This window comes from Burkholderia paludis, from assembly GCF_000732615.1.
Classification (GTDB): Bacteria; Pseudomonadota; Gammaproteobacteria; order Burkholderiales; family Burkholderiaceae; genus Burkholderia; species Burkholderia paludis.
The window spans coordinates 55470-68656 of the sequence record NZ_JPGL01000057.1; the positions used below are offsets into that span (position 1 = coordinate 55470).

The following is a 13187-nucleotide window of genomic DNA, read 5'->3' on the forward strand; positions in this document are numbered from 1 at the left end:
TGCGGACCGCTGCGATCGATTAACATCGGACGTTTCCTTCCACAGCCCAGGCTGCCGCGTGCCGATGTCCATTCCGTCCGATTCCGCCATCCCGCCCACCGCCCCTCGCGCGTGGCGCATGCAGACGCTCGACGTGCCGCCCGCGGCGTCCCGCGCCGGCGTGCGGATCGCGCGGGTCGACTTCGACTGGCGCGTGCCGCTTGCGTCGCCCGCCTATGCGGCGCTCAGCGACGGCGAACGCGCACGGGCCGCGCGCTTCATTCGGCACGAGGATGCGGTGCGCAGCGCCACGACGCGCGCCGCGCTGCGCGACGTGCTCGGTGCTGCCCTCGGTGTCGCGCCGAATGCGGTTGCGATCGCGATCGACGCATCGGGGCGGCCGTCGCTGGATCGCGCACATCGTTCGTCGCTCGACTTCAACGTGTCGCACGCAGGCGATCATGCGCTGCTCGCGTGGGCGCCGGCGGGCCGCGTCGGCGTCGATATCGAGGGCTGCAACCGGGCGGCCGACTGGCATGCGCTGACGCGTGAAGTCTGCGGGGCCGCCGAAGTCGCGTATCTCGACAGTCTGCCGCTCGCGATGCGCGCGAGCGAATTCATCCGGGTGTGGACCGCGAAGGAGGCGCTGCTCAAGGCGCTCGGCACGGGCATCGTCGGCGGACTGCGCGCCTTCGCGGTCGTGCCGCCGCGCGATGCGGCGACGCCGGCGACGACGATCGTCGAGCCGGCCGAGCCCGCCGCCGGCGTCGCGGCGTTCGACGCGTCGTGGCTCGACGCGGCGCCCGGCTACGCCGCGTGCGTCGCGTGGTCGCGTGCGTAAGCGGACTTCAGTACGCGGCGTTCACTCGAGCGGCGCATCGTTCGGCGCCGCATAGCGTGCGCGGATCACGTCGCTCATCGGGAAGTCGAACGACAGCCCTTTCGGCGGCACCGGCTTCATGAACCACTTGTCGTACAGAACGTCGATGTCGCCGCTCTTCATCAACTGTGCGAGCACGCCGTCGACGAGCGCCTTGAACTGCGGATCGTCCTTGCGCAGCATGAACCCGTAGGCCTCCGACGACTGCGGCGTGCCGACGATCCGCCAGTCGGCCGGCTTCGCGGCGAGCTGGCGCACGCCCGCGAGCAGCACGTCGTCCATCATGTACGCGGCCGCGCGGCCCGATTCGAGCGTGAGGCGCCCTTCGCCGTAGTCCTTCGCGCTGATGATCTGCATGTTCATCTTCCTGTCCTCGTTCATCTTGCGCAGCAGGCGTTCCGACGTCGTGCCCTGGTTCGTCACGACCGTCTTGCCGGCGAGGTCCGGGAAGTCGCGGATGCCCGACGACGTGCGTGCGAGCAGGCGCGTCGTCGCGACGAAGAAGGTGGTCGAGAACGCGACCTGCGCGTGGCGCGCGGCGAGGTTGGTGGTCACGCCGCATTCGAGATCGACCGTGCCGTTCTGCACGAGCGGGATGCGGTTCTGCGACGTGACGGGGATGAAGCGCACCTGCAGGTCGGGCTTGCCGGTGCGTGCCTTCACCGCGGCGATCACGCGGTCGCACAGGTCCTGCGAGAAGCCGATTACCTTGCCGCTTGCATCGACATAGGAGAACGGCACCGACGTTTCGCGATGGCCGATCGAGATCAGGTTGTGCTGCCGGATTGTCTCGAGCGTGCCCGAGAGCGGCTCGACGGCGAGCGCGGCGCCGCACGCGAGTGCGCATGCGGCGACGAGCAGGGGGCGGCCGAACCGGGCGGCGGATCGTGGCGGGAAGGGCATCGCGGGTCTCCGTGGCGAATGATGATTCATATGTTGCCGTAAACAAAATTACTGCAACATATGTTAATGAAAGAGGCCGGCGCGCGGGCCCGGCGGGCCGTTCCGGGCATCAGGGAAACTCCCGAGTCGAAATCGGCGAAAACGGGTTGTCTAGACAAGTTTCGATGGCTACACTGCAATCCATCCCGAACTTGTCTAGACAGGATTGCTCACATGATTACGTTGACCCCCGGCCACCTGACCCTCCCGCAACTGCGCCGGATCGCACGCGAATCCGTGCAACTGACGCTCGATCCGGCCAGCTTCGCGAAGATCGACGCCGGCGCGAAGGCCGTCGCCGACATCGCCGCGAAGGGCGAGCCGGCCTACGGCATCAACACGGGCTTCGGCCGCCTGGCCAGCACGCACATCCCGCACGACCAGCTCGAACTGCTGCAGAAGAACCTGGTGCTGTCGCACGCGGTCGGCGTCGGCGAGCCGATGGCGCGTTCGTCGGTGCGTCTGCTGATGGCGCTGAAGCTGTCGAGCCTCGGCCGCGGCCACTCGGGCATCCGCCGCGAGGTGATGGACGCGCTGATCACGCTGTTCAACGCGGACGTGCTGCCGCTGATTCCGGTGAAGGGCTCGGTCGGCGCTTCGGGCGACCTCGCGCCGCTCGCGCACATGTCGGCCGTGCTGCTCGGCGTCGGTGAAGTGTTCATCCGCGGCGAACGCGCGAGCGCGCTCGACGGCCTGCGCGTCGCCGGCCTCGCGCCGCTCACGCTGCAGGCGAAGGAAGGCCTCGCGCTGCTGAACGGCACGCAGGCATCGACCGCGCTGGCCCTCGACAACATGTTCGCGATCGAAGACCTGTACCGTACCGCGCTCGTCGCCGGTGCGCTGTCGGTCGACGCGGCGGCCGGCTCGGTGAAGCCGTTCGACGCACGCATCCACGAACTGCGCGGCCACCAGGGCCAGATCGACGCGGCCGCGTCGTATCGCGACCTGCTCGAAGGTTCGCCGATCAACCAGTCGCACCGCGACTGCGACAAGGTGCAGGACCCGTACAGCCTGCGCTGCCAGCCGCAGGTGATGGGTGCGTGCCTGGACCAGATGCGCCATGCGGCCGACGTGCTGCTGGTGGAAGCGAACGCCGTGTCGGACAACCCGCTGATCTTCCCGGACACCGGCGAAGTGCTGTCGGGCGGCAACTTCCACGCCGAGCCCGTCGCGTTCGCGGCCGACAACCTTGCGCTCGCCGCGTCGGAAATCGGCGCGCTGGCCGAGCGCCGCATCGCACTGCTGATCGACGCGACGCTGTCGGGCCTGCCCCCGTTCCTCGTGAAGGACGGCGGCGTGAACTCGGGTTTCATGATCGCGCACGTGACGGCCGCCGCGCTGGCGTCGGAAAACAAGACGCTCGCACATCCGGCGTCGGTCGACTCGCTGCCGACCTCGGCGAACCAGGAAGATCACGTGTCGATGGCGACGTTCGCCGCGCGCAAGCTCGCCGACATCGCGGACAACACGAAGCACATCCTCGCGATCGAACTCCTGGCCGCCGCGCAGGGCGTCGACCTGCGCGCGCCGCACCACACGAGCCCGAAGCTGGCGCCCGTGATGGAAACGATCCGCGGCAAGGTCGCGCACTACGAACTCGATCACTACTTCGCGCCGGACATCGCAGTGATCGCGAAGCTGGTCGGCGAGCGTGCGTTCGCGAAGGTGGCGCCGTTCTCGTTCGCATCGGAACAGTAAGCCGATGAGCGCGCCGGTCTACCAGGAGATCAAGGATTTCATCCTGGCCCGCATCCACGCCGGCGAGTGGGAGGAGGGCGACCAGGTGCCGTCCGAGAACGAGCTGGCGCGCGAGTTCAAGGTCGCGCGCATGACCGTCAACCGCGCATTGCGCGAGTTGACGGCCGAGCAGGTGCTCACGCGCATGAAAGGCGCGGGCACCTACGTTGCGCGGCCGAAGTACGAATCGACGCTGGTGGCGATCCGCAGCATCTCGGAGGAGGTCGGCGCGCGCGGGCATGCGTATCACGCCAGCGTGCTCGGCCTCGACACGATCCGCGCCGACGAGGCGCTCGCCGACGAGATGCAGGTGGCCGTGCGCGCAAGGCTGTTTCATTCGCAGGTGCTGCACTTCGAGAACGACGAGCCCGTGCAGCTCGAAGAACGATGGGTGAATCCGGCGGTCGCGCCGGATTACGCCGAGCAGGATTTCACGAACACGACGCCGAACCAGTACCTGATGCGCGCGGCTCCGCTGCAGCGCGTCGAGTACCGGATCGAAGCGGCGGCCCCGGCGCCGGAGCGGCGCGAGCAGCTGCGGATGGACGACGTCGAACCGTGTCTGGTTTTACATCGGCGCACCTGGTCGCAGGGCGTCGTCGCCTCGGTGGCGAATCTGTGGCATCCCGGCAGCCGTTATCGCTTCACCGGGCATTTCTGATTCCTATTTGATCATCAATTTCCTTCGGGAGCAGTCGTCATGAACCATCCGAAACACATCGATCCCCGCCTCGATCCGACACGTACGATCCGCGCGCCGCGCGGCAGCGAGAAAGTCTGCAAGACCTGGCTGGCCGAAGCGGCCTACCGGATGCTCCAGAACAACCTCGACCCGGAAGTCGCCGAGCATCCGCATGCGCTCGTCGTGTACGGCGGCATCGGCCGCGCCGCGCGCAACTGGGAATGCTACGACCAGATCCTCGCATCGCTGAAGGATCTCGAGGAGAACGAGACGCTGCTGATCCAGTCGGGCAAGCCGGTCGGTGTGTTTCGCACGCACAAGGACGCGCCGCGCGTGCTGCTGGCGAACTCGAACCTCGTGCCGCACTGGGCGAACTGGGACCACTTCCACGAACTCGACCGCAAGGGCCTGATGATGTACGGCCAGATGACGGCCGGTAGCTGGATCTACATCGGCAGCCAGGGCATTGTCCAGGGCACCTATGAAACCTTCTTCTCCGTCGCGAACCAGCACTTCAACGGCGATCCGTCGGGCCGCTGGATCCTGACGGGCGGCCTCGGCGGGATGGGCGGCGCGCAGCCGCTCGCCGCGACGATGGCAGGCTTCTCGATGATCGCGGTCGAATGTGACGAGACGCGCATCGACTTCCGCCTGAAGACGCGCTACGTCGACAAGAAGGCGACGACGCTCGACGAGGCGCTCGCCATGATCGAGGAAGCGAAGCGCGCCGGCAAGCCGGTGTCGGTCGGCCTGCTCGGCAACGCGGCCGACGTGTTCGCGGAACTCGTCGAGCGCGGCATCACGCCGGACTGCGTGACCGACCAGACGAGCGCGCACGACCCGATCAACGGCTACCTGCCGCAGGGCTGGACCGTCGCGCAATGGCGCGAGGCGCAAAAGGTCGATCCGCAAGGCATCGTGAAGGCCGCGAAGCAGTCGATGGCCGTCCAGGTGCGCGCGATGCTGGCGCTGCAGGCGCGCGGCGCGGCCACGCTCGACTACGGCAACAACATCCGCCAGATGGCGCTGGAAATGGGCGTCGAGAACGCGTTCGACTTCCCGGGCTTCGTGCCGGCGTACATCCGCCCGCTGTTCTGCGAAGGCAAGGGCCCGTTCCGCTGGGTCGCGCTGTCGGGCGATCCGGAAGACATCTACAAGACCGACCAGAAGGTGAAGGAGCTGATCCCCGACGATCCGCACCTGCACAACTGGCTCGACATGGCACGCGAGCGCATCGCGTTCCAGGGCCTGCCGGCACGGATCTGCTGGGTGGGCGTGAAGGATCGCTATCGCCTCGGCCAGGCGTTCAACGAGATGGTGAAGAATGGCGAACTGAAGGCGCCGATCGTGATCGGCCGCGACCACCTCGACACGGGTTCGGTCGCGAGCCCGAACCGCGAGACGGAATCGATGAAGGACGGTTCGGATGCCGTGAGCGACTGGCCGCTGCTGAACGCACTGCTGAACACGGCAGGCGGCGCATCGTGGGTGTCGCTCCACCATGGCGGCGGCGTCGGCATGGGCTTCTCGCAGCACTCGGGCGTCGTGATCGTCGCCGACGGCACGGCTGAAGCGCACGAGCGTCTCGGTCGCGTGCTGCTGAACGATCCGGCGACGGGCGTGATGCGCCATGCGGATGCCGGCTACGAACTCGCGCAGCAGACGGCCCGCGAGGCCGGCCTGAAGCTGCCGATGCTCGGCCGCTGAGCATGACGGCGCTCGATCAGGCGCCGGCGCACGCGACGCCGGCCGCCGCGCTGATCCGCGCAGCGGATCTCGTCGCGTCGCCGTGGAAAAACGGCGGCGGCGTGACGCGCGAGATCGGCGCGTTTCCGCCGGGCGCCGCGCTCGACGCGTTCGCGTGGCGCGTGAGCGTCGCGGACGTCGGGACGGCCGGGCCGTTCTCGCGCTTCGACGGAGTCGACCGCACGCTCGTGCTGCTGTCCGGCGCGGGCATGACGCTCGCCGCGGAGGACGGCACGCGCCACGTGCTCGACGCGCCGCTGTCCCGCGCGGATTTCGCGGGCGAGACGGCGATCGACGCGACGCTGCACGAAGGCGCGACGCGCGACTTCAACCTGATGACGCGCCGCTCGGCCGCGCGCGGCACGCTCGACGTGTGGCGCGCGGGCGCGCACCGCATCGAGCGCGCCGATACCGTGCTGCTGTATTGCGCGACCGGTGCGGTCGGCGTCGACGTCGACGGCACGCACTACGCACTGAAGGAAATGGACACGCTGCGGCTCGACGGGCCGCAGCGTGCGTTTGACGTCGTCGTGAGCGGGAGCGGCGCGCTGCTCGCCGTATCGCTCGCCATCGGCGCACGAGACTGAACGCATGAAACCGACTGTCTGGCATCGCCTGAGGCTGTGTCCGCACGGCCATCCCGACGAGACGATCGACGACGCGGCGATCGTCGTCGACGAAACCGGCACGATCGTCTGGCTCGGCGCGTTCTCCGCGCTGCCGCACGGCTATGCCCACTGGCAACGCGAGGATCTGCATGGCGCGTGGGTGACGCCGGGCCTCGTCGACTGCCATACGCATCTCGTGTACGGCGGCACGCGCGCCGACGAATTCGCGCAGCGTCTCGCGGGCGTCAGCTACGAGGAAATCGCGCGGCAGGGCGGCGGGATCGTGTCGACGGTGCGCGCGACGCGCGCGGCCGACGAGACGACATTGTTCGTGCAGGCCGCCGCGCGCCTGCAACCGCTGCTCGCGGAAGGCGTGACCGCGATCGAGATCAAGTCGGGCTACGGGCTCGACCTCGCGAGCGAGCGCAAGATGCTGCGCGTCGCGCGCCAGCTCGGCGAGCGCTTCCCCGTTACCGTCTACACGACCTTCCTCGGCGCGCACGCGCTGCCGCCCGAATATGCGGGCCGGGCCGACGCCTATATCGACGAAGTGTGCGAGCGGATGCTGCCGGCGCTGGCCGACGAGGGCCTCGTCGACGCGGTCGACGTGTTCTGCGAACGCATCGGCTTTTCGCTCGCGCAGACCGAGCGCGTGTTCGAGGCCGCGGCACGGCGCGGGCTGCCCGTGAAACTGCATGCGGAGCAGTTGTCGAACGCGGGCGGCACGGCGCTCGCCGCGCGCCATCGCGCCTTGTCGGCCGACCACCTCGAATTTCTCGACGAAGCCGGCATCGAGGCGATGAAGGCGGCCGGTACGGTCGCCGTGCTGCTGCCCGGCGCGTACTACTTCATCCGCGAGACGCAGTTGCCGCCGATCGCGCTGCTGCGCAAGCACGGCGTGCCGATCGCGCTCGCGACCGATCACAACCCCGGCACGTCGCCGCTCGAATCGCTGTTGCTGACGCTGAACCTCGGCTGCACGCTGTTCCGCATGACGGTGCCCGAAGTGCTGCAGGGCGTCACGCGCCATGCGGCCGCGGCGCTCGGCCGCGCGGATCGCCACGGCGCGCTCGAAGTGGGGCGCCAGGCCGATTTCGCCGTCTGGTCGGTCGGCTCGCTGTCGGAGCTCGCCTACTGGATCGGCCGGCCGCTGTGCGAGCAGGTCGTACGCAGCGGCACCACCGTGTTTCGCCGCATGAATGGATAGCCTTATGACCGATACGATGTTGTTCGCGGAGCATGCCTACCTGCCCGACGGCTGGCGCCGCAACGTGCTGCTGAGCTGGGACGCGGCCGGTACGCTGACCGGCGTCACGCCCGACAGCGACGCGCCGGCAGGCGTCGCACGCGCGGCCGGACCGCTGCTGCCCGGCATGCCGAACCTGCACTCGCACGCATTCCAGCGCGCGATGGCGGGGCTCACCGAATACCGCGCGAATCCGGCCGACAGCTTCTGGAGCTGGCGCGACCTGATGTACCGCTTCGCGCTGAAGATCACGCCCGATGCACTCGCGGCAGTCGCGCGCTGGCTGTATGTCGAGATGCTCAAGTGCGGTTATACGTCGGTGTGCGAATTCCACTACGTGCATCATGCGCCGGACGGTTCGCGGTATCCGCAGATCGCGGAACTCGGCATGCGTGTGATCGATGCCGCGCGCTCGGCCGGCGTCGGCATCACGATGCTGCCGGTGTCGTACCAGTTCGCGGGCTTCGGCAACAAGCCGCCGCGCGACGACCAGCGCCGCTTCATCAACACGCCCGACGGCCTGCTCGAACTGCTCGACGCGATGCGCCGCGCGGCGCCGGAGCATGGCGGGCTGCGCTACGGGGTCGCGCCGCATTCGCTGCGCGCGGTGTCCGAGAACGGGTTGCGCACGCTGCTCGACGGGCTGCCCGACGATGCGCCCGTGCATATTCATATCGCCGAGCAGACGGCCGAAGTCGACGACTGCGTGCGGGCGTACGGCGCGCGCCCGGTGCAATGGCTGCTCGATCGCTTCGACGTCGATACTCGCTGGTGCCTCGTGCATGCGACGCATGTCGACGCGGCCGAAACGGCGGCGCTCGCGAAGCGTCGCGCGGTTGCCGGCCTGTGCCTGACCACCGAGGCGAACCTCGGCGACGGCGTGTTCCCGGCCGTCGACTATCTCGCGCAGGGCGGCGTGATCGGCGTCGGCTCCGACAGCCACGCGTCGGTCGACTGGCGCGCCGAGCTGCGCCTGCTGGAGTACGGGCAGCGGCTCGTGCACCGCGCGCGCAACGTGCTGGCGAGCGACACGCAGGCGCATGTCGCCGATCGCCTGTTCGACGCGTCGCTCGCGGGCGGTGCGCAGGCCAGCGGCCGGCGGATCGGCGCGCTGCGCGAAGGGTGCCGCGCCGACTGGCTCGTGCTCGATCCCGATCATCCCGCGATCGCCGAACACGGCAGCGCGTCGTGGCTGTCGGGCATCGTGTTCGCCGAGCACGGCGAGACGCCCGTGCTCGACGTCTATACGGGCGGCGAGTGCGTGGTGAGCGGCCGCCGCCATCGCGACGAAGCCGCCGCGTATGCCGACTACCGCGCCGCGCTGGCGCAACTGCTGCGCTGACGCGCGCAACCGGCGCACGTCACGTGCGTGCGCCGGCGGACCTCCAACGGTGATGCGACATGACTGAACAACCGGCTGTATTCACGCTGAAGCAGGGCACGCTGCCGCTGCTGATTTCGATTCCGCATGCAGGCACCTGCATCCCCGACGATATCGCCGCGACGATGACGCCCGACGCGCGCTTCGTCGACGATTGCGACTGGCATCTCGAGCGGCTGTACGGGTTCGCGGCCGGCCTCGGCGCGTCGATCCTCGTGCCGTCGCACGCGCGCTATGTCGTCGACCTGAACCGTCCGCCCGACAACGAGAACCTGTATCCGGGGCAGGACACCACGGGGCTCGTGCCGGTCGATACCTTCGACAAGGCGCCGCTGTATCCGGCGAATGCGCAGCCCGGCAACGACGAGATCATGCGTCGCCGCGACCGCTACTGGCTGCCGTATCACGACGCGCTGCAACGCGAGATCGCTCGCCTGAAGCGCGAGCACGGCCGGGTGCTCGTGTGGGAAGCCCATTCGATCCGCTCGCACGTGCCGCGTTTTTTCGAGGGCCGCCTGCCGGACTTCAACTTCGGCACGTCGAGCGGCGCGAGCGCGGCGCCGGGGCTCGCGGAGGCGCTGGCCGCCCGCGTGCTCGAGCATGGCGGCTATACGGCTGTCGCGAACGGGCGCTTCAAGGGGGGCTACATCACGCGTCACTACGGCGTGCCCGACACCGGCGTGGAGGCCGTGCAGCTCGAGCTCTCGCAGATCACCTACATGGAAGAGACGCGTCCGTATGCGTATGACGAAACGCATGCGGCGCGGATCGTGCCGCTGCTGCAGACGCTCGTCGAAACCGCGCTCGCGCATCGCTGATGGGCGGGCCGCCGGCATGCCGGCGCCATGCACGACACGGCATCGATCCCGGAGATCGATGCCGTTTTTTTTCGTCTGATCGTTGTCCGCCCGTTATCGTCGTCGAAACCTGAAAATTTGACGCAATTTTTAGGTGATATAAGCTGAATGTCAGGAAGCCGTCACGCGCGCACCGGCGGCGGGCCATCGATCGTGGCCGCACCGCGCCGGAAGCCGCTGCGGGACAGCTTGCCGACGTGTCGCCGCGCGGCGTTGCCGCATGCGCATCATCGCGACACGTGTCCTGCATTCATCAGTCAGTCGAGTACGATCGTGAAAGCCGCCAGCCCTTCGACACGTCGGACGCGATGTCCGTCGGCGGGCGCGCCGCCTCAGGCCGGGCCGATCCGGCATGCTGATTGCGGCACGCATGCCGCCCCCTTGCGAGAGCGTCGTTTCTTCGCCATGTCCCATCGCGGCCTGCGCCGCTTCAATCTCGTGACCGCGCACGTGTTCAGCGCGGTGCAGTGCGACGGCAGCGCGTCGTTGCTGCCCTAGCGTCCTGTTGCGTTTCCGTTCCGGGTCGCCCCGCCTGCCGCCGCATCGTGCGCGCGGCGGGCTCGTGCAGGTGCCTGCGTCGCATCGCGATGCGCGCGTGCGGCGGAGGCGCGAACCTTCATCGTTGTGCGCGCGAACGTGTCGCGCGCGATTGCCGGAGACACGCCCATGCGCGCGCGCCCGATCGTAGCCGTCACCGCCGACCGCATCCTGCGCGGCGAGCACCCGAACCACACGGCGGGGGAGAAATACCTGGCCGCGCTCGTCGACGGCGCCGGCGCGCTTGCGTTCGTGCTGCCCGCGCTCGGCGATCGCCAGCCGGTCGACGATGTGCTCGACACGGTCGACGGCCTGCTGTTTACCGGCAGCTACTCGAACGTCGAGCCGCATCGTTACGGCGGCGCCGCGAGCGGTTCAGACACGTTGCACGACCCCGCGCGCGATGCGACCGCGCTGCCGCTGATCCGTGCGGCGATCGACGCGGGCGTACCCGTGCTGGCGATCTGTCGCGGCATGCAGGAGCTGAACGTCGCATATGGCGGCACGCTGCATCAGCGGCTGCACGCGACGGCCGGCTTCGACGATCATCGCGAGCAGCCCGGCGACCCGCTGGAACGGCAATACGGCCCCGCGCACGTCGTGCAACTCGCGCCGGGCGGCCTGCTGCAGCGGATCGCGCGCGGCGCGCACGACGCGACGGTCAATTCGCTGCACGACCAGGGCATCGAGCGTCTCGGTGCGGGGCTCGTCATCGAGGCCCGCGCTCCCGACGGACTGGTCGAGGCCGTCAGCGTGCGCCATGCGCGCGCGTTCGCGCTCGGCGTGCAGTGGCATCCCGAATGGCGCTACGCGGAGCAGCCGCTGTCGCGCGACATTTTCGCGGCATTCGGCGCGGCGTGCCGCGCGCGCATGGCGCAACGCATTCATGCGGCCGGCGGTGCGACGCCGGCGCCGGCCGCATCCGACATCGACTGACAGAGGCCGATCATGCAACCCGAACTAAGCGAATTCCTGCGGCAGCACCGGATCACCGAGGTCGAGGCGATCATTCCCGACATGGCCGGCATCGCGCGCGGCAAGATCATTCCGCGCAACAAATTCGAGTCAGGCGAATCGATGCGCCTGCCGCAGGCCGTGATGGTGCAGACCGTCACCGGCGACTATCCGGAGGACGGCACGCTGACCGGCGTGACCGATCCCGACATGGTGTGCGTGCCCGATCCGTCGACGATTTGCCTGATCCCGTGGGCGGTCGATCCGACCGCGCAGGTGATTCACGACTGCGTGCACTTCGACGGTTCGCCGGTCGAGATCTCGCCGCGCTACGTGCTGCGCCGCGTGCTCGACCTGTACAAGGCGAAGGGCTGGCAGCCGGTCGTCGCGCCGGAGCTCGAGTTCTATCTGGTCGACATGAACAAGGATCCCGACCTGCCGCTGCGTCCGCCGGTCGGCCGCACCGGGCGCGCCGAAACCGGCCGGCAGTCGTATTCGATCGAAGCCGTGAACGAATTCGATTCGCTGTTCGAGGACATCTACGAGTACTGCGAGATGCAGGGCCTCGACATCGAGACGCTGATTCACGAGGTCGGTGCCGCGCAGATGGAGATCAACTTCGTGCACGGCGACGCGATGTCGCTGGCCGACCAGGTGTTCCTGTTCAAGCGCACGGTGCGCGAGGCCGCGTTGCGCCACAACATGTACGCGACCTTCATGGCGAAGCCGATGCAGGACGAGCCGGGCTCCGCGATGCACATCCACCAGAGCCTGGCCGACGCGCGCACGGGGCGCAACCTGTTCTCCGGCGAAGACGGCGCCGTGTCGCCGATGTTTCACAGCTATCTCGCGGGGCTGCAGAAGTACACGCCGGCGCTGATGCCGATCTTCGCGCCGTACATCAACTCGTACCGCCGACTGTCGCGCTTCATGGCCGCGCCGATCAACGTGCAGTGGGGCTACGACAATCGCACGGTGGGCTTCCGCATCCCGCAGTCGGGCGCGGCCGCGCGCCGGATCGAGAACCGCATTCCGGGCGTCGACTGCAACCCGTATCTCGCGTTTGCCGCGACGCTCGCCGCCGGCTACCTCGGCCTGGCGCAGCAGCTCGCACCGACCGAGCCGATCGCGTCGGACGGTTACAACCTGCCGTACCAGCTGCCGCGCAATCTCGAGGAGGGCATCTCGCTGATGGCCGCCTGCACGCCGCTGGCCGGCATTCTCGGCGACAAGTTCGTGAAGGCCTACCTGGCGCTGAAGGACACCGAATACGAAGCGTTCTTCCGCGTGATCAGCTCGTGGGAACGCCGCCATCTGCTGCTGCACGTCTGAGCGTGCACCCGACCGACTACGGAATCACGGAGGAAACATGACTTACCGCAACGAATCGGCCTGGGTCCAGCCGGCCGCCCCGACCGCACCGGCCGCACCGGCCGCCGCGCCGCGCGCGACGCAGGCACGCTCGACCGCCGAATACCGCGCGCTCGACGCCGCGCACCACATCCACCCGTTCTCGGACATGGGCGCGCTGAACCGCGCCGGCAGTCGCGTGATCGTGAAGGCCGACGGCGTCTATCTGTGGGACTCGGAAGGCAACAAGATCATCGACGGGATGGCCGGCCTGTGGTGCGTGAACGT

At 68.6% G+C, this 13187-nt stretch carries 11 protein-coding genes and 1 pseudogene; 11 read left to right on the plus strand and 1 reads right to left on the minus strand.

Going from position 1 to position 13187, the window contains the following annotated elements; genetic code table 11:
- Nucleotides 1-64 precede the first annotated feature (64 nt).
- A complete protein-coding gene (locus GQ56_RS0129030; RefSeq protein WP_031401993.1) occupies nucleotides 65-820 on the plus strand; it encodes a 4'-phosphopantetheinyl transferase family protein in 756 nt (251 codons plus the stop codon).
- Nucleotides 821-841: 21 nt separating this feature from the next.
- On the opposite strand, the gene GQ56_RS0129035 is transcribed toward GQ56_RS0129030, so the two are convergent.
- Complete coding sequence (locus GQ56_RS0129035) at nucleotides 842-1762, minus strand: glutamate/aspartate ABC transporter substrate-binding protein (RefSeq protein ID WP_031401994.1); 921 nt, start codon at nucleotides 1760-1762, stop codon at nucleotides 842-844.
- A gap of 213 nt (nucleotides 1763-1975) precedes the next feature.
- On the opposite strand from GQ56_RS0129035, the gene hutH reads away from it, so the two are divergent.
- The 10 genes and pseudogenes from hutH to GQ56_RS0129090 form a co-directional block, all read left to right on the plus strand.
- A complete protein-coding gene (gene hutH / locus GQ56_RS0129040) occupies nucleotides 1976-3499 on the plus strand; it encodes a histidine ammonia-lyase (RefSeq protein WP_031401995.1) in 1524 nt (507 codons plus the stop codon).
- 4 nt (nucleotides 3500-3503) lie between these two features.
- Nucleotides 3504-4199 (plus strand): histidine utilization repressor, encoded by a 696-nt coding sequence (gene hutC / locus GQ56_RS0129045; RefSeq protein ID WP_031401996.1) that lies wholly within the window; start codon nucleotides 3504-3506, stop codon nucleotides 4197-4199.
- Nucleotides 4200-4238: 39 nt separating this feature from the next.
- A complete protein-coding gene (gene hutU, locus GQ56_RS0129050) occupies nucleotides 4239-5927 on the plus strand; it encodes a urocanate hydratase (RefSeq protein WP_031401997.1) in 1689 nt (562 codons plus the stop codon).
- Between the two features lie 2 nt (nucleotides 5928-5929).
- Nucleotides 5930-6553: a HutD/Ves family protein gene (locus tag GQ56_RS0129055; RefSeq protein ID WP_031401998.1), complete on the plus strand. Its 624-nt coding sequence runs from the start codon at nucleotides 5930-5932 to the stop codon at nucleotides 6551-6553.
- A 4-nt stretch (nucleotides 6554-6557) separates the two neighbouring features.
- Entirely contained in the window at nucleotides 6558-7781 is a 1224-nt protein-coding gene (gene hutI, locus GQ56_RS0129060) for an imidazolonepropionase (RefSeq protein ID WP_031401999.1), read from the plus strand.
- 4 nt (nucleotides 7782-7785) lie between these two features.
- Nucleotides 7786-9162 (plus strand): formimidoylglutamate deiminase, encoded by a 1377-nt coding sequence (locus tag GQ56_RS0129065; protein WP_031402000.1) that lies wholly within the window; start codon nucleotides 7786-7788, stop codon nucleotides 9160-9162.
- A 59-nt stretch (nucleotides 9163-9221) separates the two neighbouring features.
- Nucleotides 9222-10019, plus strand: a complete 798-nt coding sequence (hutG, locus tag GQ56_RS0129070) for an N-formylglutamate deformylase (RefSeq protein WP_031402001.1) — start codon at nucleotides 9222-9224, stop codon at nucleotides 10017-10019.
- Nucleotides 10020-10724: 705 nt separating this feature from the next.
- A complete protein-coding gene (locus tag GQ56_RS0129080; RefSeq protein ID WP_031402003.1) occupies nucleotides 10725-11531 on the plus strand; it encodes a gamma-glutamyl-gamma-aminobutyrate hydrolase family protein in 807 nt (268 codons plus the stop codon).
- A 12-nt stretch (nucleotides 11532-11543) separates the two neighbouring features.
- Entirely contained in the window at nucleotides 11544-12881 is a 1338-nt protein-coding gene (locus GQ56_RS0129085; protein ID WP_031402004.1) for a glutamine synthetase family protein, read from the plus strand.
- Nucleotides 12882-12918: 37 nt separating this feature from the next.
- A pseudogene (locus GQ56_RS0129090) lies at nucleotides 12919-13187 on the plus strand (aminotransferase class III-fold pyridoxal phosphate-dependent enzyme); the annotation flags it as partial.

What these genes read in the sequence shown, in the direction of transcription:
- hutG (WP_031402001.1), top strand. Translation starts at nt 9,222, where the DNA reads ATGACTGAACAACCGGCTGTATTCACGCTGAAGCAGGGCACGCTGCCG.
- hutC (WP_031401996.1), top strand. Translation starts at nt 3,504, where the DNA reads ATGAGCGCGCCGGTCTACCAGGAGATCAAGGATTTCATCCTGGCCCGC.
- GQ56_RS0129055 (WP_031401998.1), top strand. Translation starts at nt 5,930, where the DNA reads ATGACGGCGCTCGATCAGGCGCCGGCGCACGCGACGCCGGCCGCCGCG.
- hutI (WP_031401999.1), top strand. Translation starts at nt 6,558, where the DNA reads ATGAAACCGACTGTCTGGCATCGCCTGAGGCTGTGTCCGCACGGCCAT.
- GQ56_RS0129065 (WP_031402000.1), top strand. Translation starts at nt 7,786, where the DNA reads ATGACCGATACGATGTTGTTCGCGGAGCATGCCTACCTGCCCGACGGC.
- GQ56_RS0129080 (WP_031402003.1), top strand. Translation starts at nt 10,725, where the DNA reads ATGCGCGCGCGCCCGATCGTAGCCGTCACCGCCGACCGCATCCTGCGC.
- hutU (WP_031401997.1), top strand. Translation starts at nt 4,239, where the DNA reads ATGAACCATCCGAAACACATCGATCCCCGCCTCGATCCGACACGTACG.
- GQ56_RS0129085 (WP_031402004.1), top strand. Translation starts at nt 11,544, where the DNA reads ATGCAACCCGAACTAAGCGAATTCCTGCGGCAGCACCGGATCACCGAG.
- GQ56_RS0129035 (WP_031401994.1), bottom strand. Translation starts at nt 1,762, where the DNA reads ATGCCCTTCCCGCCACGATCCGCCGCCCGGTTCGGCCGCCCCCTGCTC.
- hutH (WP_031401995.1), top strand. Translation starts at nt 1,976, where the DNA reads ATGATTACGTTGACCCCCGGCCACCTGACCCTCCCGCAACTGCGCCGG.
- GQ56_RS0129030 (WP_031401993.1), top strand. Translation starts at nt 65, where the DNA reads ATGTCCATTCCGTCCGATTCCGCCATCCCGCCCACCGCCCCTCGCGCG.